Source organism: Holdemania sp. Marseille-P2844 (assembly GCF_900120005.1).
In the GTDB taxonomy this organism is placed as follows: Bacteria; Bacillota_I; Bacilli_A; order Erysipelotrichales; family Erysipelotrichaceae; genus Holdemania.
This window is the reverse complement of record NZ_LT635454.1, coordinates 75,552-96,284: the sequence shown is the minus strand read 5'-3', so window position 1 is coordinate 96,284 and position 20,733 is coordinate 75,552. Positions and strand designations below refer to the sequence as shown.

Here is a 20,733-nt window from a genome sequence, read left to right as displayed (position 1 = left end):
CGCGGCCGGATTCAACGTCTGACTTTGCCCGGCCACAGGGCAAAAGCCGGTAAGTACGCGCTGGCGTTCCCTTGTACAATAAATGACAGAAAGGGTTGAATTGTATGGCGAATTTAGACCGCAAGATGCAGATCGTGTCGTTTCTGAACCATCAGACGGGCTGGACGACAACCGCGATGATCGCCCAGCGCTTCGGCTTCAGCGTGCGCAGCGTCAAGTACAGCGTCGCGGAGCTGAACAAGGAATACGGCGCTTTGATTCTTTCCAGCAACAAGGGATATAAAATTGACAAACTGACCGCCGCAAAGATCCTCAGTTTTCTGCCCTCCCAGACAATTCCCGCCAGCTATGAGGAACGCAAGCGCTATATCATCAACACGCTGCTTTTGCAGAACCAGCGGATGTCGATCAGCGATCTGTCGAACAAGCTGTGCATCTCGCCGATCACGCTGCAGAACGAGCTGTCGCGGATGCGTACCGATCTCACACAGTTCCACCTGAATATCCACACGAAAAACGATATGGTTAACATCACCGGTCTGGCCAAGGACAAACGGGCGGTAATCCTGAGCCTGATCAACGAGGAAATCAAAAGTTCCTATTTCAGTCTGGAACGGATTCAGGAAATTTTCACGTCGGTCAGTCTGGCGCGGATCAAGCAGCTGATCTTACAGGTCATGCACAGGTATGAGTATTTTCTGGATGATTACAGCCTGTTGAATTATGTGCTGCATATCGCGCTGACCGTTGAACTGCGCAGTTCCAATCCCGCACGCAAATTTAACGCGTCCCGTCAGGAGCTGGTATCGCACGCCGATATGCTCCGTCTGGCTTCGGCGCATGTCCAGAGCATCGTCAACGATCTGTACGTGCTGCTGAAAGAAAATTATGATACAGATTTCACGTTATATGACTTGTATGAAGCGTCGGTGCTGATGATGACCCGCGCCGTGTCCTCGCAGATGTCTTCGATTACCTACGATCAGATCGGCGCCATTCTGGGCAGCGATCTTCAGAAACTGCTGGACAACATCGTGCAGTCGGTGGAAAACACTTATTGCATTGATCTGAATAATGAAAGCTTTCTGATCAAATTTGCATTTCACTTAAAAAATCTGCTTCTGCGCTTGGAAAACGATATCCAGATCACCAATCTGCAGTTTGAAAGCATCAAGACGGATTATCCGCTGATTTACGCGATTTCAGTGCATATTTCCAACGTCATCTATCAATTCACCGGCCACGTCCTGCCGGAAGACGAAATCGCCTACATCACGCTGCACATCGGCGTGCTGATGGAGGAAACGCGGGCTAAAAGCGACAAGATCAGTTGTCTGGTGCTGTGCAACGATTATCAACAGATCGGCCAGCGCCTGATCAAAAAATTATCCGCCATCTTCTCGGAAAGTTTGTTGATCAGCGACGTGCTGACCCACACCGCCCTGCCTCAGCCGCTACCGCCGGCCGATCTGGTGCTGTCCACCGCACCGTGCGAGCTGCAGCCCCAGCCGCTGGGCTTCGTTCAGATCGACCAGTTTCTGTCGGAGAAGGATATCCGCCGGATCTTCGAGCTGATCGACGAGATCAAAAAGCGGAAGATGAAAGATTTCATCCGCGAGAAAATCCTGTATTTCTTCCATCCGGATTTGTTTTTCTCATGCCGTCAGTTTGCCACCCATACCGATGCGGTCGAGGTCATGTGCGCGGCGATGACGGCTGGCGGCTACGTCGACGAGGATTATCGTCAACAGATTGATTATCATGAGAAATTAAGCCCGTCGGCCTATGGCAACATCGCGATTCCCCATCCTCTGGACAACAAGGCGAAATCCAGCGCGATCGCCGTTTCCGTCAATCCGCGGCCGATCCAGTGGGGCGCTAATCAGGTCAATCTGGTCTTCATGTTATCGCTGATGGAAAAGGATAAAGAGCAGTTTTCCAATATCTTTGATTTCATCGTTCACATCATGAAGGACGAGGAAACCTTCCGCAAGATGATGGAAGTCAGCAGCTTCTAGGAGTTCACAAGCTTGTTGGTATCATGTTATTGATAAAGGGGGAATCTTCATGAAAAAAGGACGGACGTCCCGTCCAACCGTCATTGAAATGTCGGGAACAAAACCGAAGCGAATCCGGCTAAAAGTCCTACCGGCAGCGTCCTTACCGCGGCGGTTTCTGGCGGCCGCCGTGGATGGGTATGGTTCCGCTTTGTGCGCCAACCTGATCATCACCCTGATTGCCAGTCTGACCCAGGGTCAGCTGCTCGTCACAGCTTCCATCGCCGGCCTTTCACGGGGGCCGGCTATCGCCGCGGTTTGTTGTTCCAGCTGTGCGGTGCTGGCTTATTTTGTAATGATCCCGATGCTCGTCCCTGGCTTCGAAGGCCAGACGCCGGGCAAGCGTCTGGCGCAGATCCGCATCACTAACCGGGAGGGTAAGCCGGCTTCCCCGGCCCAGCTCGGCACTCGTGCGCTGAGTTTTCTTTTTCTGGAACAGACGTTTAACAACGCGGCATTTCTGGTACGCACGCTGCTGACACGATTTCTGAATCCCGGGCTGGTTCAGGGAGTTTATGTCTTCGGTTTGGCCGCAAGTCTGGTTTCCGTGCTGCTTTTGTTGAAAACGAAACGATGCATGCTGCACGACAAGCTGGCCGGCACGCAGGTGAGCGCTGCCGAATGATAAACCGCGAATGGCATAGGATGAAAATCGGACAGGCAGATCGCTTGGGAAACCTTGTTGTAGCGTTAGGAATGATTGGAATCAGAGCCCGTTATGCAACAAAGGACAGGAAAAACGCTGTCAAATAAGAAAAGCTCGATCACCGCCGCGGATGTGCGATATGATCGAGCTTTTTTATTCGCCTTATGCGTTTTGTTTTAAGTGTCGAATCTGAAGTTATCCGATCGACAGCGCCACGCCGGTTCCCTCGAACACCGCTTCCTGAATCTTGCGCGGCTGCAGCGCATCGCCGGCCTCAAAGGTCTGCGGGCAAATCCCATACAGACTGTTCACAAAGGCCCGGTTCGTGCGTACGCCCGCGGCGATGATGACGGTATCGGCTCTGAGCTTCCGCTGCTCTTTCTGATGGAGAATTTCCACTTCATGATCGCCGATCTGAATGCAGCGAGTCTGGGTCAGAGCCGTGAAATTCGTCAGCGGATCCAGCTTCTGCCGCAGCGCGATCCGGTAAAGCAGATTTCCCTGCGAAGCCAGCGTGTCCGTCATTTCCACGATCGTTACCTGCCGGCCTTCCCGCTCCGCCAGCTCCAGCCCGATCTCCGCGCCGATCGTTCCCCCGCCGATGATCACGACCTGCTTTCCGATCCGTTCCGGATGACAAATAGCTTCCGTAAACCCCATCACAAAGGACTGATCAATTCCGGGAACAGGCGGCGTTACCGGCTGAGCTCCGCAGGCAATGATCAGCGCCTGTGGATGCAGCGCTTCGATCATCGAACGATCTGCCGCGGTATTCAGACGCAGGTCGATATCGCATCGGGTAAACTGATTCTTTAAGTATTCCAGATAATAGCGGATGTCTTCCTTATAATACTCCCGGGCGATCGTGTTCAGTGCTCCGCCGATCATCCCGCTTTTTTCCAGCACGATCACTTCATGTCCGCGGCGACAGGCTGTGATTGCGGCGTTGAGTCCGGCCGGTCCGGCGCCGACGATGACGACACGCCGGGCCTGTTCAGCCGGGATCATCCGCTCGGGAATCAGCGTTTCGTTGCCATACCGCGGGTTGACGCTGCAGCCGACGTTTTGACGGTTGGTCGCGATGTGATAACATTGCAGACACCTTAAACACGGTACGATATCGCCACTCCGTCCTTCCCGCGCCTTGTTCGGCCAGTTGGGATCGGCGAGAAATGCCCGCCCGAAAGCCACCAGATCGACGTCGCCGTTGGCCAGTATCTGTTCGGCTTCAGAAGGATTCATGATCGCGCCGACAACTGAAACCACCAGCTGCGGACACGTCTTCTTTACAGTCCTTGCCCACTTCAGATTCGGCATGTGCTCCTTGAAATTCGTCGTCGCCATGTGGACATTGCCTTCGTGGTTGATATCCAGTCCGGCTGAGATCTGAACCCCGTCAATATACGGTTTTGCCATCTGGATAAAAGCCAGCGTATCTTCAAAGCGAATGGAGCCCGGCACGCACTCCTCGCCGGAAATCCGCATATCCACCGGAAAGTCCGCTCCCACAGCTTCCCGGATTTTCCGCAGAATCAACAACGGGAACCTGGCTCGGTTCGGCAGACTTCCGCCATACTCGTCTGTTCGATGATTAAACAAAGGTGACAAGAACTGTGCGGCCAGCCAGCCATGACCGAAATGCAGGAAAATCGCGTCGAAGCCCAGCGCCTTCGCCTGCCGTGAGACTTCCGCAAACAGTCCGGCAATCCGCTCCATTTCCGCCCGATCCAGCGCCTTGACCTCGATGCCGTCTTCGCGGAGAAACGAACAAGGTCCCCAGGCACGATCTTTCACCCGGGCATATTGGCCGGCATGAAAGATTTCAATCGACGCCCTCGCGCCGTAACGATGACAGGCCCGGATCTTCTGCCGGGTCTTTTCCACTTCATATTTAAAAAACGCCGTCGGTTCCTCGCCGCTGGCAAACGAGCTGCGGCCCGGTTCCACAATCGTATGCCCGCAGACGACCAGCCCCGCCCCGCCGCGAGCCTTCGGTTCATACAGTTCGCCGATCGGCGCGGCGACAATGCGATTGCGCAGCATCAGCTGATTGAACTGGATAGGAGAAAACAAATGAGGATATTCCATAATCTCGCCTCTTTTCCCTCTTATTATCCAGTATTTCCGCCCCCTTTCCTATTTTCAGTTTTGCCCCGGTTCAGGGCAAAATTCAGACCTTTCCTTCCGCTTCCGCTAAAAAAACAAACGAATCGCCCGACCACGAAAAAAAAGGGAGCGTTAATCTCCCTGTCGTTCATATTCGTTCCTTGTGCATCTTGTCGATGATGTAATCAAACGTTGTTTCCTTCGCCTTCAACGTCGTCTTCTGATCGATCATGCCGGTCCGCGTCGAAAGCAGATCGGCGATATACATCTGCGTAATCTGTCCGATCATACTGCCTCCGCCCAAAGGACCCAGCCAGCGTTTCATCAGGATGCAGTAATCGCATAGTGTGGCCAGGGAAGAAACGATGGAAGAAGTGACGCAGACCGTCTTCACCTTCCGCTGTTTGAGAATCTCGGCGCAGTGAATCGTATCAATGGATTCCCCGGAAGCACTGAACAGAATCGCGATATCGTTGTGTTTCAGTTCGTTGAGATAAATCGACTGAAAATGATTGTCTTTGAAGTATATCCCGTTTTTTCCGTTTCGTACCAGCCGCATCGCGCAAGCCTCCGCCGGAATTCCGGAATTGCCGACGCCGGCGCAGAAAATGATATCCGCCTTATCCATCAGCGCGGCGATCTCGTCAAGCTGTTCTAAATCCAGGTTCTGGATCGTATATTCAATAGAGGTTTGGATGTTCTGATAGATCTGAGACACAAACGAGTCATTCTCACTTTTTAAATGCTCCTGCGTTTCATCCGTCAGTTCCTCCTTGAAGTCATGATAGCTTTCGCAGCCGATTTTCTTGCAGAAACGAACGACCGTCGCTTCCCCGCACTTTGCCTTTTCCGCCAGCTGGAAAAGCGTATTGCCGCTGACTTCCATGTAATTATCAAGACAATACTTGGCGACGCGCTGCTCGCTCTTGGTGAAATAGTCATAATGATCTTTGATTTTGCCGTAAATAGACACAGAAAATGCCTGCCTTTCATTCTGAAGTGATTGTCATTCCTGTATCAATCATACCATGAAAATACCCGGTTCAGCCACCTTTCCTGCCCGGGAAAAAAGAAATCCTCAAAACTTTCCACCTGAAAAAGAACCCTCGCTGCAATCAGTTCTCTGGCAAACTTTGAAATGGGTATTGATTCTCAATGAAAAGAGGTGTATTGTTTGTTTGGAGTAAAATACTCCAATTTGTACAAAAATGGAGTATATATAAAAAGAAAAGGGGCGGTGCTTTATGGTTTAACCGGATGACGAAGATCCGCGAAAGGATCCGCACAAGAGAGGAGGAAAATCATGATTAATCTCATTCGCTGCGACGATCGTCTGATTCACGGCCAATGCATGACCCGTCTGGTTCAACACTACTTCATCAAAAACATCATTGTCATCGACGAATTCACAGCGACCAATCCCACGATGAAATATGTTGTGGAAAAAATCGCGATGCCGGGCATGAAAAACGAGGTCTACACAGTGGATCAGGCCGCTGATCCGATCCGCGAGGCGATCAACAGCAAGGTCGGTACGATGATCGTCTTCCGCTTTCCGGCGATTGCCCGGACACTGTTCGACCAGGTGCCGGAGCTGCCGAAAAGTCTGATGATCGGCCCCGTACAGAAGCGGGACAACACGATTACCGTTCAGGATGGAACCTATCTGACAAAGGAGGAAATCGCCGATCTGGACGATCTGAATTCCAGGGGAATCGAAATCTTCTTTCAGGTGGTCCCAGACATGAAACGCATCGAATTCAAAGAATTCAAAAATAAAATCAAATAGGGAGGGTTGGTTATGAATCTACTTCAGGTAACACTCATCTCGCTGTTGGGCTATCTGACTTATATCCACACGCCGTTTCTCGGCGGCGGCCTGATCGGCTGGTACTGTATCGGCAGACCGCTGGTCTCCGCGTTGTTTATCGGTTTAATTTTGGGAGACGTCAAAAACGCGATGATTCTGGGCACATATGTGCAGCTGATCTTCATCGGTCTGGTCACGCCGGGTGGTTCGATCACACCGGATATGAACCTGGCGACGTTTATCGCGATTCCGTTAGGCGTCGTCGCGCATCTGGATTCCGGCACGACGGTTGCGCTGGCCGTTACCGCCTCCGCCGTTGGACAGATCATGGCGACCCCATGTTATGCCGCGACGCTGCTGCCGGTCAACTATCAGAAGAAATTAGTCGACCAGGGCAAGCTGGAAGCCGCGACCTGGGTTCCGGTCTGGGGCAATATCGTGAAGTTTTTGTTCCGTTTCATTCCGACTTTTATCTGCCTGTACTGGGGCCAGAGCGCGATTGAGATGCTCGTCGCCAACTCGCCGCAGTGGCTGATCGACATCATGACGATTTTCGGCAATCCGATGCCGCTGATCGGGTTCGCCATCTTAATGAAGCTGCTGGTCAAGAACCCGACCGATCTGATTTTCTTCACCGTCGGTTTCGCGTTTGTCGGCGTTCTGGGCGTCGATATGCTGACGGTCTTAGTCTTCGCGCTGTTGTTCGCCTTGTATGAATTCAAGATTAACCGCAGCCGGAAAGGAGTGCAGAACTGATGACGAATACACAGGAAACCAGAAAAGCTTCCGTGCTTTCCAAGAAACTGATCCGCAAGTGCTATATCAACTGGATGTGCTACAACCTGTCCTTATACCAGCCGGAAACGATGCAGGCTCCGGCGTTAGTCAAGATGTTCGGCGATATCCGCGAGGATCTGTATCCCAACGATCCGCAGAAGCAGCAGGAACTGATGGCCCGCCATCTGCCGTTCTTCAATACCGAACCGTTTATCGGCTGTCTGATCCCGGGCATCACCCTCGGCATGGAAGCGGAAAAAGCGCGCGGCGAAGAAATTCCGGAGGATCTGATCACCTCGATCAAATCGGCGCTGATGGGTCCGTTCGCGGGTATCGGCGACGCCTTGCTTCCAGGCACCTTCATCCCGATTCTGCTGGCGATCGCCTGCGGCTTAAGCGCGGATGGCCAGATTACCGGCGCGATCTTCTATATGATCGTCTTTCTGGCGGTCATGGTGCCGCTGACCTGGTTCTTATTCAACCGCGGCGTGGCGTTTGGCGCCAAGGCGGCGGAATTGATTTTAGGCAATGATCTGAAGGATGACATCATCAGCGCCCTGAACATCGTCGGTCTGATGGTTGTCGGCTGTATCGCCTGTGCTTACGCGAACATCAATCTGGGCTTCCAGTATGTTAAAGACGGCGTCGTCATCGTGGATCTGCAATCCTTGATCAACGGCGTCTGGCCGAAGCTTCCGGTCTTTTTGGCAGCGTTAGGCACGTATTATCTGATGGCCAAGAAGAACTGGAGCGCGACGAAGATGATTCTGTTGTATCTGGTCATCGCGATCCTCGGTTACTTCTCAGGAATCTTAACCGTCTGATGAAAAGCCAAGTAAAAGCCTGCCTGGGTCAGCTGATCGTTTCCTGCCAGGCTTACGAAGACACGCCGCTGTATGGCGCGGAAACCATGAAAAAGATGGTCCAGTGCGCCATGCTGGGTGGAGCGAAGGCGGTGCGGTGCTGCTGGCCGCAGGACATCCGGGCGGCGCGCTCGCTCAGCGACGAGCTGATCATCATCGGTATCAACAAAGTCATGCCCAAAGACAGCGGGAAGCTGGACGATATTTTCATCACCCCAACGTTTGAAACGGCGAAAGCCGTTGTGGAAGCCGGTGCGAATATTCTGGCGCTGGACACCCGGATCACCGCGAAGCGGGGAAAAGCTGATTTGTTGGCGCTGCTCCATGAAATCCACGAGGCATACCCGGATCTGGCCATGATGGCCGACTGTGCGACCTATGAGGAGTGCAAATTCTGCGCGGAAAGCGGCTGCGTCGATATCCTGTCGACCACCTTATCCGGTCTGGTCAATCCGATCGAAGGCCCGGATACCGAGCTGGTACGCCGGCTGAAACACGATTTTACCTTACCGGTCAATGCCGAGGGACGGATCTGGGAATTAAAAGATATCGACGCTGTCGTCGACGCGGGTGCGGATATGATCACGATCGGCACGGCGATCACCCGGCCGCATCTGATCACCGAGCGGTTTCTCAGCCATTACCGGCAGCGGCTGGCAAAATAACGGACCGGCCGCATGCAAAAGGAATGGACGTTCACGCTGGAAGAGGCGGAACTGGCCGAAGCGTATCAATTCATGGCCTCCCTGCTTCCGCGCAACAAACGACGCCGGCTGGCCATTCTCCTGTGCGTTCCAGTCCTGACCTTGTTTACCGTATTCTATTTTCATTGGAATGGACAGCTGGCAGCCTGGGTGGCTGCGGCCGGACTTTGCGGCTTATGGATCGGCAAGGTGAGCGGCTGGCTGTGGACGATTTATCTGCACAATCAGGTCAGCAGTCTGCTTCAGAAGCTGCCGGAGGTGCATTATACGCCGATCACCGCTTCATTTGGAGAACAAATGAAGATTGGAGATCTGTCGCTGGCCGCCGCCGATCTTCAGACGGTCGTTCCGCTGAAACACACATTGTTGTTTTTCCATCATCAGGATCAAATGTTCATCGTGCCCACCCGCGTGATCGGCAATAGCGATGAAATTAAAGCGTTCTGTCAGGATCTGCTGCGCTGGCAAAAGCAGGCCGAGGAGCATTCGTCCCATCCCGAGATGACAATTCCGTCGAGAAGGAGGAAACCGTCATGATTCAAATTTTAATCGTTACCCACGGGCCGCTGGCTGAGGCGCTGAAGGTCAGTGCCGGGATGTTCTTCCCGCAGGCGGAAAAGATTGCAACGCTGAGCCTGAATCCGCAGGACAATCCGATGGAATTAAAAGACCGGATCGTCGCCAAAGTCCGGGAAATTGAAGAGGGCGAAGGGGTATTGATGTTCGTCGATCTGTTCGCCGGCACGCCGTGCAACATGACCGCGCTGGCGCTGGCTGAGCTCTCCGACATTCCTATCCAGTGCTTCACCGGCGTCAACCTGCCGTTAGTCATGGAAGCGCTGAGTTCGCTGAGTCAGGGCGACCTGAATTCCATCATCGCGCATCTCAGCGAGGTCGCTCCGGAAACGATGTTGGATTTAAGAAAGAAACTCGAATTGTAAAAAGAGAAAAACCAATGATCATCTCAGATCAACTGTTCTGAATGCTTCACTGGTTTTTTTATTTTATTTTAAACGCCTTTCATCGCAGCAGCTTTCAGGGCCGGCATTCGGCGTTGCGCTCATAGGCGTCAATTTTGTAATTCAGCCGCTCCAACGTTTCGTTCATCTCGCGGATGCGTTCGATCAGTTGTTCCCGCTGTTCAACCAACAGCTGCCTGCGGGCCTGAATCGTTTCATCTCCCTTCTGATATAAAGCGACATATTCGATCAGCACCTCGATCGGAAGACCTGCCTGCCGCATGCATTTAATAAACTCTACCCAGCGGCAGTCTTCCTCTGAGTAATCGCGGATTCCGCTGGCTGTGCGGTTCACTCGGGGAAGCAGACCGACGCGCTCATAATAACGCAGCGTATCCTGAGTTAAATCATACTTCTTACTGACTTCAGCGATATTCATCTACAATCTCCTTTCTCTTTCTTCGGCTTAAAACCAACTTCTCTTTCATGATGAAAGCCGGAATCTTATTTACCGAACACGTTGACCGCTTGCCGCATATTCTCAGTGACTTCCACGTCAAACGGGCAGCGATTTTCACAGGCATGGCAGCGGATGCACTCGGAAGCCGTATGTTCCAAGACTGCGTAATGTTCACGTACCGTCTCCGGCATTTCCCCCTGCGCCTTCACCAGATTTAAGAACTTCGTCACAGTCGCGATATCAATGCCCATTGGACATGGCGCACAGTGACCGCAATACATGCAATGCCCCTTCCAGCTGATCTTCGGGAAGGAAGCCAGCGCAGAAGCATAATCCCGTTCTTCCATGCTCGCCGTTTCATAGGCTACGCTCTGCCGCAGCTCCTCAACGGTATGCGCGCCCGGCAATACGGTCGCAACGCCCGGCCGGGTCAAAGCGTAATGCAGACATTGTACCGGGGTCAGCGCTTTGCCTGCCGGCGACAGCTTCTCATCTAACAGATCGCCGCCGCCAAACGGCTTCATGACCGTGATCCCGACACCCTGACGCTGGCATAATTCATATAAGGCTTCCCGCTGGGGATCCATATTGACTAACGGTCGGGCATAGCTTTCATCCGCCCACAGCTTTTCCAAATCCTCATCGCCCGGCTGCAGGTCATAGCACGGATTAATGCTGAACATCAGCACCTCGATCAGACCGCTTTCCACCGCCTGAATCGCCACCTGCGGATTATGACTGCTCAACCCGATGTGGCCGATCCGGCCTTCCTGCTTTAACTGCTGCGCATAGCGCATCACCGGTCCTTCCGCGACCTCCTGCCAATCCTTCAGCGAATCCACGTAATGAATCATGCCGATTTCCACATGATCGGTATGCAGCTGATGTAATAAATCCTCAAAACCAGCCTGCACTTCCTCAAGCTTGCGCGTCCGCTTGTACTGGCCGTCTTTCCACACCGAGCACAAATGGGCCTGGATGATAAACTGATCGCGCCGTCCCGCCAACGCCTTGCCTAAATGCAGACGAAGATTGGGATCCGGCGAATACAGATCAAAATAATTGATTCCCGCTTCCGCCGCCGCGTCGACTAACGCATAGGTTCCCATGCCTTCCTGTTCCGTAAACCCTTCGCAGCCCAATCCGATTTCACTGACCTGCAAACCGGCGCTGCCCAACGTACGATAGATCATCTTAAACCCCTCCTGTTTATCCATTCCTTTTTCTCTCTTTATCGTAATCCTTAGAGCTGACTCCAGGTCAAGCTTTTTTTATTGATTTCCTATAAAAATGATTTCCATAAATATAAATACGAAAAGAATGCTCTAAAAGCTTTCATGCATAGCTCATGAGTATGATTGAAATAATGATCAATCAAATGTTAACTTAGATCAGACGAATAGATTATTTCTATAATTGAAATTATATTAATTCGAAGCAGAACTTAGATCAGAATGTTCTATGACTCAGTGACATCAAAAATAGAAATTCATTCACAATTTGTATGAACAAATATACAAAAAAACTGAGATCACCGCGCTTTTGCCGGCCGCTTCTCAGTTTCTTTTCCCTGCTTCCAATTTTAACTTTCGTTTGATCTGGGGAAATTCATATTCAGGAATTTTGATTTCTCAGGGCCTCAGCCAGACTTCGCAACATGACCCGGTAGGCAGGATGATGCTGACTGCGGAAAATGGCGGAATGATGAACCGGGCCGCCTGGATAACCGGCCAGCCAGGCGTTCAAGGTTTGTTCGTCAAACGGCAGCTTATTCGCCTGACATAACCGGCGCATTTCTTTCAATTTCGACTGAAAGCTGTCTTCTGAGCCTGAGTGCTGAGCGGCCGTCTGCCGCATTGCGTCCAGGATCGCTTCCGCGTCGTGTTCCTCAAGCCCGGCCAGATGCAGCCGCACCAACCCATTGCCGATCTCATCCCAACAACGTTCCGCTTTTGGCTGGGCGTTCTCGGCGATCTCCCGCTTTAAATATGCCAGTATCCCCGATGGATCTTCGATCAGATGCTCGCAGCCGAATTCGTTCTGATAAATCAGCTTCACCGCATCCTGCGGCTGCATCGCCGGATACTGTCCGGCATGCCAAAGCAGAATCTTGTTCAGCTCACTCACGCCAGTTTCGCCTTCTGCAGCGCGTAAACGACGGCCGGCAGAAGCAGCAGCTGCAGGATAATCCCCGGCAGCGCCGTGACGAACGACGCCGTCATCCACATCTGAATTGAATATGCCCCAGCTCTGAAAATCAAAGCGTTCATCAAGCCATAGACAATCCGTCCGCCGATCATCGCTGTGATTAACGAAGCGTACAGGTTCACCAGCGGTTTTTCCGTTTTGATCAGCTTGATCATCACTCCGGCAAGCAAACCATACACCGCCAGCTCACAGATCATGCTTGGCAGATAGGCCGGCCCCGGCATCCCCGTGATCAACGACGATAAAACCGGGGTGAAAATTCCGCAGATCAAGCCGAGAACCGGACCGCAGACCAGGCCGCACAGCAGAACCGGGATGTGCATCGGCAGCATCACGCTGCCGGCGTTGGGAATCATGTGGAAAGCCATCGGCAAAACGACGCCTAAGGCCATGCACAAGGCAGTAAAAATCAAGTGTTTCGTGTTTTTCATCTTTGTTCGCTCCTACTCAAAAACAACAGTGCTCTGCCGCTTGGAAACCTTCGTGATTTCCGCATTCGCTTTTTTTGTTTCCGGTAAGACGTAAGATTCCGGCTGCAGCCGGAATCCTGAATCAGACGATCAGCTTCAGGATCATCGCCGCCGCTTTTTCAATCAGCTCGTCGACTGGGCACTCCTGCACCCCGGCGATCAGAATGCCGCAGCGGTTCAGCGGAATCAGAACCTTCTCCGCCTCGCTCTGTCCAATCGCGGCCGCCATCTTCGGCGTGATTTCCCCAAGCATCGAATCCGCGACGACAATCGAAGCCGGGCCCGCGATCACCGCGGCCCGCCGCGCTGCGGCCAGAACCGGGTTTTCCCCCGTCGCTGCCTGATGCACCTTGCCTTTGAGCATTGCGGACGTAGCGGCGCTGTTGGTGCCCAGCGCTAACAGATTCATTTCCGGCTTTGTTTCAAGCAGCTGATCGCACAGTTTCCGTCCGATCATGCCGCCCTGGCCATCAATAACCACAACTAACGGTGCGTCTGTTTTCATCCAGGATCCCTCATTTCGTCTTCTATTACATTAACACCTGTAGTTAGCTCCAGGTCAAGCTTTTTTTTGTGATTTCAATGAAAAAGGCTAAGAGACTGCCAACGCTGAATTTGCGCTATTTCTGTATTTCCGGTTGGAAATCACAGAAAAATCGGCGCGTCCAGAGCTATCTGCCCCTTCTTCGCGCCGGCCTCTTATTGAGCCGGAGTCTTTTTCTTCAGCCTCAGCACATAGTTGGAATCGTAATACAGGCCCAGATCGTCGCACAACCGCCGATTAATCGCTGTCAATGCGTCGTGATAGCGTTTGTAAGCAGGCGACAGCGCGATCATGCTTGGAATAAAAAGATCGTTATATCCGGCATCTTGAAGCCGCTTCATGAATTTACGCTGACTGACGAAGACTGGATGGTATTTCATCGGGAAGCTCGTCTTCAGCTTCACCCCGCTTAACACCTGTTTTTTCAGTTTTTCATAATCGTGCTCGCTCATTTCAAGCATCTGCCGCATGCGCTTTTCCATCATTTCCGTCTGATCAAATAAATCCAGGCGATTCAGCTTGTATTGGAGATGACTGATCAACCGCGTCACCAGCGGGATTTTGATCGCCGCCGTATCCCAGAACGCCACGATCCGCTGATAAGCTTCCTGCTGCTCGGGCGTTGTGATCCGGATCTGTAAATAGGGCATGAAATGATGCATAAAGTAATAGCCGGTAAAGCCCGGGAACATGTCCTGAATTGCCTGACCGATCGTTTCATAGTCGATTTGCTGGAATGCTTCGTCAAGATTGCCGTCGTTGAGATACTTTTCAAGCAACTGCAGTTGTGTCTGATCCTGCCGCAGCTGATCACGCTTCTGCGCAAGAATTTCCCGCAGCCGCGCGGAATCTTCCGTTTTCAGTAAGTTTTCGATATCCTTAACTGCGATCCCCAGCTTGCGGTACAGCGTAATCTTTTTCAAACGTTCCAGATCATGTTCATCGAAGTTGCGGTAGCCATTTTCATCCCGCTTCACTTTCAGCAGCCCTTCTTTTTCATAGTATTTAATCGCCCGCTGACTCAGTCCGAGCTGTTCAGCCGCTTCGTTCATTCGCATCTTTTTCACCTCGCAGCCTCAGTGTAAGCCCGGACGTCGCGTCCGGGTCAAGCAAAATTTCTCAATCAAAGATAAAAAGCTTTTCGATCGGCTGTTCAACAACGCGGGAGATATCAATCGCCAGCTTTAACGACGGGTTGTACTGGGCTTTTTCCAGCCGCATGATCGTTTCCCGGCGGACATGCACCAGCTCCGCCAGCTGTTCCTGCGTCAGACCCCTGGCGAGGCGATATTGTTTTAACTGACAGGTAAATTCCGGCATCGTTCTACTCCTGACGTTCATAGCGATATAACAGATATTCGCTCATGAACACCGTAACGGCATAAGCCAGGGAAATTCCGATGGTCAGATAAATCGCGACATAGTCCAGCTGTTGACTGAATAAACCAAAGCCGACCAGCCACAGCATCAGGAAGATCAGGCTCATGCCGATCTTATACGCTTTTAACTGCGCTTTCAGACGGTGTTCCTCAAACATTTCATCCGCCAGCGTATCAGACAGCTTGCCTTCGTAGTAGAAGCCGAAAAAGCCGAAGAAGATGAAGAAGAAAAACGGAAAGATCACACGCTGGGCTGCATAGGTCCAAAAACCAAGAAAGCCCAGAAATCCAAATAAACCAAACAACCCCATCCGCGGATCCAGATGCCGGGTGTAGCCCGGCTGATCCTGCAGACGCTGCCGTCTTGCGGCTTGAAACAAACGGAAGCCCAGCGCCAGAATATATACGGCAAACAGCGGCACCGCGATCAACATCGGCAGATCCTGAATCCGGAACTGATAGGTGGATAAGTCCATCGGTGCGACCCAACGGCTTTCATTGTAAAGGACAGAGTAAGCACAGGACGCCAGCACCACTGCCAGAACCAGACCCCCGGCAAGCAGCCAACGTGTCATTGACTTTCGATTCATCAGAGCACCTCCAAGAGATATATTTCTCTCTTTACGAGATAAATATATCACACATTTTTCAAAAGTCAATCACTTTGAGATAAATAGATCACATTTTATTTTTTAGATTCAATATGAAAAAGAGCACCGCGGTTCTCCACAGTGCTTCAGCAGTATTTTAGAATGAATCAGCCCAGGCTTTCAGCGTATCAGCCCCAATCGAGGAAGCGAAGCGCTGGCCTTCGCAAAGAAGTGCGCCGGAACAGGAGCCCCGGAGTTCCGCGTTGGTATTGCCCATCCCGCTGGAACCGGAGGTCGCGAAGGGAATCACCTTTTTCCCAGTCAGATCATATTGTTCCAAAAAAGTGTTGATGATCGTCGGCGCGACATACCACCAGATCGGAAATCCGACGAAGATTGTGTCATAGTCCTCCATCGTTTCCACTTTGTTTTTCACCTGAGGCCGGGATGTTTTATCCCGCATTTCCACGGAACTGCGGGATTGCGGATCATTCCAGTTTAAATCGGCATCGGTATAGGGCGTCGCCGGCTCAATCTGAAACAGATCGGCATGGATGGCGGAAGCCAGAGTTTTGGCAACTTTTCCGGTTACTCCGCTGGCTGAAAAATAAGCGACTAATTTTTTACTCATCCCTTTTTCCTCCTTCTACTCCAAATAGGTCACGGTCTCGGCAAGCGGCTTGCGCTGACTGTGCGCCGGCAGTGCTTTAAAGCCTTCTGCCGCATACCCCAGATCGAGAACCATCAGCACTTCTTCATTCTCCGGCAAATTCAACATCTTTGCCATTTCTTCCGGATTGAAGAGATTGACCCAGCAGCTGTCGACGCCTGCGTTTTCCGCCGCCAGCAGCATGTGCGTCGCGACGATCGTCGCATCTTCGATGCCGGAGTCACGCTGTCCGCCCGGATAGGTGAACACATTGTTTTTATCGAAAGCGACCACCACGACCGTGGACGCGTTATACCGGCATGACGTGACCTGATCCAGCTTTGCCAGTAGGGTTTGGGACTGGATGACGTAAATTCTCTGTTCCTGCAGATTCTTCGCTGTCGGCGCCCGCCTTCCAGCTTCTAAAATCGCTTCCAGCTGCGCTTTTTCCACAGGCCGGCCGTCGAATTTCTTACACGAGTAACGGTTTTGAACAACTTGAGTGAATTCCATCTTTCATGCCTCCTTTAACCTGTCCGCCCCCGGCATTTTATACTTTCTCCATGGATCTTCCTTGTCCGAATAAACGAAAGGAATGAAAAAATACCGCAGACGCTCAGATTCTTCCTGATTCATCTTCAGTATAGTTCCAGATTTTGCAAATGTAAAATGCTTATCTTCTCTGGTCTGCGATTCATTTTCCGCAGAGCAACAAAGGTTCCCTTTCGATCCCTGTTAAATTGAATTGCCGGATTGCGTCCGGCTTCGGATATTGGCGAAAGGAATATCGTCCGGTTTTTAGTTCACCGCAGCGGGAGCGTGATTTCATTATTGTCCGGCGTCGCTTCGTTCCACATCGCTTCCAGATACTGACCGAAAAACAAGTCTTTCCCTTCCCTTTGCCATAAATACCAGGCTGGATCCTGTCGGATCCGCGGCTTGTTTTCCGCCAGTGTTCCGTCAAAAATTTCATCATTCATCATTACCGCCAGCTCGATCATCGCCGCCGTTTCCTGCGGGCTCAGTTTCAGCGCCTCAAGCGCGCTTTGCATCTGCCGCCGGGTCGTCTGATCAAAACAAAGCTTTGCCTGACTTTGCAAGTCAGGATCGGCCAGCGATTCGGTCTGATAATGCAGCGTGCGGTCCGCATCCAGCGTGATCACACCGTAGTGCAGCGGCGTGACGGACAAGGAGGATGTTGCGACATCCACAAGCCCCTCCTGCTTCTGGATATGCTGAATATGCATATGTCCGCTGAAATTCACGCGCACATCATAAGTGCTGAGCAGCGCTCGGACGGATGCCGCCCCCCGCGCAGTGAATCCATAGGAGAACATCGCCGTGTGATCGGCCAGATTCTGATGGCTGAGGGAGAGTACGGTTTGTTGATCTGCCTGCGCTTTTTCCAGCTGACGCTCGATCCAGCGCTGCGTTTCTTCGCTCACAACGCCCGGATCTTCCGGACGGTTGGCGTCGATCAGCAGCAGCTGAACGTCTTCCGCTAATGGAACGAGGCAGCTCAGCGATTGAGGATCGCAGCTGATTGCGGGATGACAGGTCAGATTCTGGTAGATCGCGGCAAACTCCGCCGCGTCGACCGATTCGACGTGACGAGCCTGAGCCTGACTGAACGAAGCCGCCGAGGCGTTATTCAGATCATGATTGCCGGGAATTACCCACACGTCGATGCCCGCTTCCGTCAAAACCTGCAGCTTCCGCGCCAGCCGCTGATGGCTGAGCTTTTCGCCGTTGAAGGTCAGATCACCGCTCAGCAGGACGGCCTGCGGTTTCTTCTGCAGCATTTCCTGTACGAACTGATCAACGAGAGCTTCGCTCTTTTCCGTCAGCTTGCCGTCGCTTTCCTCAATCAATCGTTGAAAGCGCTCGCCCTGATCGTGCAGCTCAGGTGCTAAATAATGCAGATCCGTGGCGACGACGAGCGTCAGCGGTTCGTTCTTCTTCGGCAGCGTACCCGCTTTGACGCAGCCGCCTAACAACAGGGCGCTGACCACAACCCCGATCTTCCATTTTCCCGACATTCTCTTCCTCCCTGCCGCCTCACTCTGCCCAAGTTCCTGTTCGAATGATCCAGCCGCTTTGCAGCCGGGCGGTCACTCGCTCGCCGGCAAACTCCACTGTGATGTTCATCGGCTGCGTCAGCTGGACATGAACTTGATCTACTAACGCTTCCCGCGGCCGGATCGTCAGTCCCTCTGCCGTGTTTTCCACGGTGCAGTGAAACGCGTCCCATCGGCCGTCTTCTTCATGAACATAGGCGCGGGTTAAGATGACTTCCTCCACGCATTTGAAAATCTCATGCACATCGTTGTCACAGCAGCCGCCCTGATCGGTCGTCACGTCCGGCCAGCTGCCAAGATATCCAAACACCGCGGTATTTTCAGGCGCATGGTACCAGCCGCTGATCATCCCGACGCGCTCCTCTGCGATCGTCCGCACCTGAAACTTTCCGCTGCCGGGATTTTCCGGATCCCCAACGAAGGACATGACCTCGCGGTGCGGATCGGGCACAAACGCCCAGTTCAGCGTTTTGTTTTCCACATCCAGCAGACTGACGCAGCTCATCAGCGTATTCATCGCGTCGATCAGATAGTCACGCCGGCCGCTCAGCAGATACAGATCGATCATGCCGTACACCTTCCAGGCGCTCCAGCCGTGCGGAGAATTGATCATGTTGCCCATCGTCAGCACGTCGTACTGCGCTTCCCAAAACCGCAGCGTCGTCCCGCTGCAGCGGCTGTCCGCCACGACGGTCCGTTCCAGACAGCGATGCTTGCGGACTAAGCATTCTGCCGCTTCAATATACGGCCGGCGTGCTTCCGGCTCCAGCATTTTCGCCAGCATCGCCAGCTGCGCGACGGAGCAGGTCAGCATGCCGTCCTCCAGCGTGGCCTGGCCTTCGGTTTCTATGTTATCCCGATGCAGCGCCAGCTCGTCAACCGCCCGCTTCGCCGCCTCAAAATGCCGTTGGGCACGGGCCTGCCATAAAGCCTCTGAATGCCGGCGTTCTTCCAGAACCAGTTCGAGCAGGCTTTTCGCGATATAAATAACGCTCGTGTAGTGCTTTCCTTTGCCGTTGCAGAAAGCGCCGTCTTCCCGCTGACTGTGCTCGATCAGCCAGTCAGCCAGTCTCGCGCCCAGCTCCAGCGCTTCACCACTGTGCAGCGCAGCGCCGAGATCCGCCATCAAACCGATCATGCAGGCGGTATTCTGAATTCGGCCAGGATGCACAGTCGGGCAGCCTTGTTCAACGTCGAAGCCCAGCGGCACCAGCTCGCGAACCTTTTTAAGATATGCCGCACGGTCAAAATCCAGATCATGAAGGATCGCGGCCGCGCCGGTAAATAAACCATACCAGCTTTCGCAATGCGTTCCCATTTTCTGCGGCTGACTCAGCGCCTGCCGCGCCGCTTCTTCCATGATCGTCCGCCATGGATGGATAAACTGAACCCACGCTTCACTCTGATGCTTCCCATTCGAGGCCGTCAGACGAAGTTCGCTGGGCTGGTCCGATTCCAGCCGCACCGTATACACGCCCGGCTTTTTCAGTGAACAAGGCACCGCCCGTCCCTCTGCCGACAGCGTTGGTTCGGTCCTGGACAACAGTTCAAATTCCAGCACACTTCCGCATTCCGCGCTCCAGCGCTCGCCCGCAAAAACCGGTACGCCCTTTTCCGCCAGCCACGATGGCACCGCTTGTTCCGCAGCCAGCTCGGCGATTTCAATCCGCCACCGGCGCGTTTCCCACGGCTTAAGCGGCCGGGATTGAGGATGCCGGTCCGGCAGCTTCCCGCTTTGCAGAAAGTCCAGACAGAACGTCATGATCCGATGTCCGCCATCCGCGAAAAACCGGTTGTAGTCGAGATGCCAGCTGGCGATCGGATCCGGGCTGTAAATTCCGAGCCGCCGGCCTGAAGGACTGGACAGAAAACCCCAGAAATACGTTTTCTCACACCGCAATAGCGTCGGCGCAAATACCGTGTCCCATTGCGGATAGCTTTCCATGCAGCAATCCAGACCGATGCGCAGCCCCAGCTGATCCAGCGGCATTGTCTGCGAGCTTTGGTTCTCCGCTTCTGCCTCGATGATCAGACTATCCCCTTCGATCTGGAAACGATAGCGCAGCTCAACCCCGAAGAACGCTTCCTTAAACCAGCCTTCCTTAAAACGCGGCGAAGTTGACGTGCGCAGTTCCTCTCCTAAGCGGCACTGCCACGCCGGGCCGCCATAGTCATCCTGACGAAAGGGTACAGCTTCCGCATGAAAAACACAGTATTTGATTTTCCCTGTTGCCGTTAATTCTAATTTCATTGGTTCCGCTCCTTTAATCCTCCGGATTACCGATGAAGATCCAGAGTCTTCTGATGTAAGTTTCTAACAGATCAGGACAAGTTTCAAGTTTTTTTGATCCCCTTTTTCACTTCTATCGTGAATTTTCACTTTGCCGCTGCGCTCGTCATGATGATCAAAACTCCGCTCATTGAAACCGCAGA

22 protein-coding genes are annotated in these 20,733 nt (G+C 52.8%); 8 read left to right on the top strand and 14 right to left on the bottom strand.

The features are described from left to right. Nucleotides 1–104 precede the first annotated feature (104 nt). Together BQ7364_RS15295 and BQ7364_RS15290 are read left to right on the top strand one after the other, a co-directional pair. Nucleotides 105–2,018: a BglG family transcription antiterminator gene (locus tag BQ7364_RS15295; RefSeq protein WP_072685529.1), complete on the top strand. Its 1,914-nt coding sequence runs from the start codon at nt 105–107 to the stop codon at nt 2,016–2,018. A gap of 49 nt (nt 2,019–2,067) precedes the next feature. Continuing rightward, nucleotides 2,068–2,682, top strand: coding sequence for an RDD family protein (locus BQ7364_RS15290; protein WP_072685527.1), 615 nt, complete (start codon nt 2,068–2,070; stop codon nt 2,680–2,682). 216 nt (nt 2,683–2,898) lie between these two features. Here BQ7364_RS15290 and BQ7364_RS15285 read toward each other — a convergent pair whose 3' ends face one another. Together BQ7364_RS15285 and BQ7364_RS15280 are read right to left on the bottom strand one after the other, a co-directional pair. Next, complete coding sequence (locus tag BQ7364_RS15285) at nt 2,899–4,791, bottom strand: oxidoreductase (RefSeq protein WP_072685525.1); 1,893 nt, start codon at nt 4,789–4,791, stop codon at nt 2,899–2,901. Nucleotides 4,792–4,957: 166 nt separating this feature from the next. Next, the gene (locus tag BQ7364_RS15280) at nt 4,958–5,782 is read right to left on the bottom strand and encodes a MurR/RpiR family transcriptional regulator (RefSeq protein WP_072685523.1); all 825 of its coding nucleotides are present in this window, start codon (nt 5,780–5,782) and stop codon (nt 4,958–4,960) included. Nucleotides 5,783–6,112: 330 nt separating this feature from the next. Here BQ7364_RS15280 and BQ7364_RS15275 point away from each other — a divergent pair, with 330 nt between their 5' ends. From BQ7364_RS15275 to BQ7364_RS15250, 6 genes are read left to right on the top strand one after another with little or no spacing between them, the layout of a single operon-like run. Continuing rightward, complete coding sequence (locus BQ7364_RS15275; protein WP_072685521.1) at nt 6,113–6,598, top strand: PTS sugar transporter subunit IIB; 486 nt, start codon at nt 6,113–6,115, stop codon at nt 6,596–6,598. Nucleotides 6,599–6,610: 12 nt separating this feature from the next. Continuing rightward, the gene (locus BQ7364_RS15270) at nt 6,611–7,375 is read left to right on the top strand and encodes a PTS mannose/fructose/sorbose/N-acetylgalactosamine transporter subunit IIC (protein WP_072685520.1); all 765 of its coding nucleotides are present in this window, start codon (nt 6,611–6,613) and stop codon (nt 7,373–7,375) included. Further along, nucleotides 7,375–8,220 (top strand): PTS system mannose/fructose/sorbose family transporter subunit IID, encoded by an 846-nt coding sequence (locus tag BQ7364_RS15265; RefSeq protein ID WP_072685519.1) that lies wholly within the window; start codon nt 7,375–7,377, stop codon nt 8,218–8,220. Before BQ7364_RS15270 ends, BQ7364_RS15265 begins: the two co-directional genes overlap by 1 nt. Continuing rightward, entirely contained in the window at nt 8,220–8,924 is a 705-nt protein-coding gene (locus tag BQ7364_RS15260; protein WP_072685518.1) for an N-acetylmannosamine-6-phosphate 2-epimerase, read from the top strand. Before BQ7364_RS15265 ends, BQ7364_RS15260 begins: the two co-directional genes overlap by 1 nt. Nucleotides 8,925–8,936: 12 nt before the next feature. Then, complete coding sequence (locus BQ7364_RS15255; RefSeq protein WP_072685517.1) at nt 8,937–9,500, top strand: hypothetical protein; 564 nt, start codon at nt 8,937–8,939, stop codon at nt 9,498–9,500. After that, on the top strand, nt 9,497–9,904 hold the full coding sequence (locus BQ7364_RS15250; protein WP_072685516.1) for a PTS sugar transporter subunit IIA: 408 nt from the start codon (nt 9,497–9,499) through the stop codon (nt 9,902–9,904). The genes BQ7364_RS15255 and BQ7364_RS15250 overlap by 4 nt, the downstream gene beginning before the upstream one ends. 94 nt (nt 9,905–9,998) lie before the next feature. Here the strand turns inward: BQ7364_RS15250 and BQ7364_RS15245 are convergent, their stop codons facing one another. The 12 genes from BQ7364_RS15245 to BQ7364_RS15190 form a co-directional block, all read right to left on the bottom strand. After that, complete coding sequence (locus tag BQ7364_RS15245) at nt 9,999–10,361, bottom strand: MerR family transcriptional regulator (protein ID WP_072685515.1); 363 nt, start codon at nt 10,359–10,361, stop codon at nt 9,999–10,001. Nucleotides 10,362–10,426: 65 nt separating this feature from the next. Further along, on the bottom strand, nt 10,427–11,575 hold the full coding sequence (locus BQ7364_RS15240; RefSeq protein ID WP_072685514.1) for an aldo/keto reductase: 1,149 nt from the start codon (nt 11,573–11,575) through the stop codon (nt 10,427–10,429). A 421-nt stretch (nt 11,576–11,996) separates the two neighbouring features. Further along, entirely contained in the window at nt 11,997–12,509 is a 513-nt protein-coding gene (locus BQ7364_RS15235; protein WP_072685513.1) for a hypothetical protein, read from the bottom strand. Next, nucleotides 12,506–13,021 (bottom strand): ECF transporter S component, encoded by a 516-nt coding sequence (locus tag BQ7364_RS15230; RefSeq protein ID WP_072685512.1) that lies wholly within the window; start codon nt 13,019–13,021, stop codon nt 12,506–12,508. The genes BQ7364_RS15235 and BQ7364_RS15230 overlap by 4 nt, the downstream gene beginning before the upstream one ends. 121 nt (nt 13,022–13,142) lie before the next feature. Further along, nucleotides 13,143–13,565 (bottom strand): DUF3842 family protein, encoded by a 423-nt coding sequence (locus BQ7364_RS15225; RefSeq protein WP_072685511.1) that lies wholly within the window; start codon nt 13,563–13,565, stop codon nt 13,143–13,145. A gap of 194 nt (nt 13,566–13,759) precedes the next feature. Then, complete coding sequence (locus tag BQ7364_RS15220) at nt 13,760–14,662, bottom strand: MerR family transcriptional regulator (RefSeq protein WP_072685510.1); 903 nt, start codon at nt 14,660–14,662, stop codon at nt 13,760–13,762. Nucleotides 14,663–14,723: 61 nt separating this feature from the next. After that, complete coding sequence (locus BQ7364_RS15215; protein ID WP_072685506.1) at nt 14,724–14,924, bottom strand: helix-turn-helix transcriptional regulator; 201 nt, start codon at nt 14,922–14,924, stop codon at nt 14,724–14,726. A 4-nt stretch (nt 14,925–14,928) separates the two neighbouring features. Then, nucleotides 14,929–15,573, bottom strand: coding sequence for a DUF3796 domain-containing protein (locus BQ7364_RS15210; RefSeq protein ID WP_072685505.1), 645 nt, complete (start codon nt 15,571–15,573; stop codon nt 14,929–14,931). A 157-nt stretch (nt 15,574–15,730) separates the two neighbouring features. After that, a complete protein-coding gene (locus tag BQ7364_RS15205; protein WP_072685503.1) occupies nt 15,731–16,204 on the bottom strand; it encodes a flavodoxin in 474 nt (157 codons plus the stop codon). Nucleotides 16,205–16,219: 15 nt separating this feature from the next. Then, nucleotides 16,220–16,735, bottom strand: coding sequence for a nitroreductase family protein (locus BQ7364_RS15200; protein WP_072685502.1), 516 nt, complete (start codon nt 16,733–16,735; stop codon nt 16,220–16,222). A gap of 290 nt (nt 16,736–17,025) precedes the next feature. Next, a complete protein-coding gene (locus BQ7364_RS15195; RefSeq protein WP_072685500.1) occupies nt 17,026–18,261 on the bottom strand; it encodes a metallophosphoesterase in 1,236 nt (411 codons plus the stop codon). Between the two features lie 19 nt (nt 18,262–18,280). Continuing rightward, the gene (locus BQ7364_RS15190) at nt 18,281–20,551 is read right to left on the bottom strand and encodes a hypothetical protein (protein ID WP_072685498.1); all 2,271 of its coding nucleotides are present in this window, start codon (nt 20,549–20,551) and stop codon (nt 18,281–18,283) included. Nucleotides 20,552–20,733: the final 182 nt, after the last annotated feature.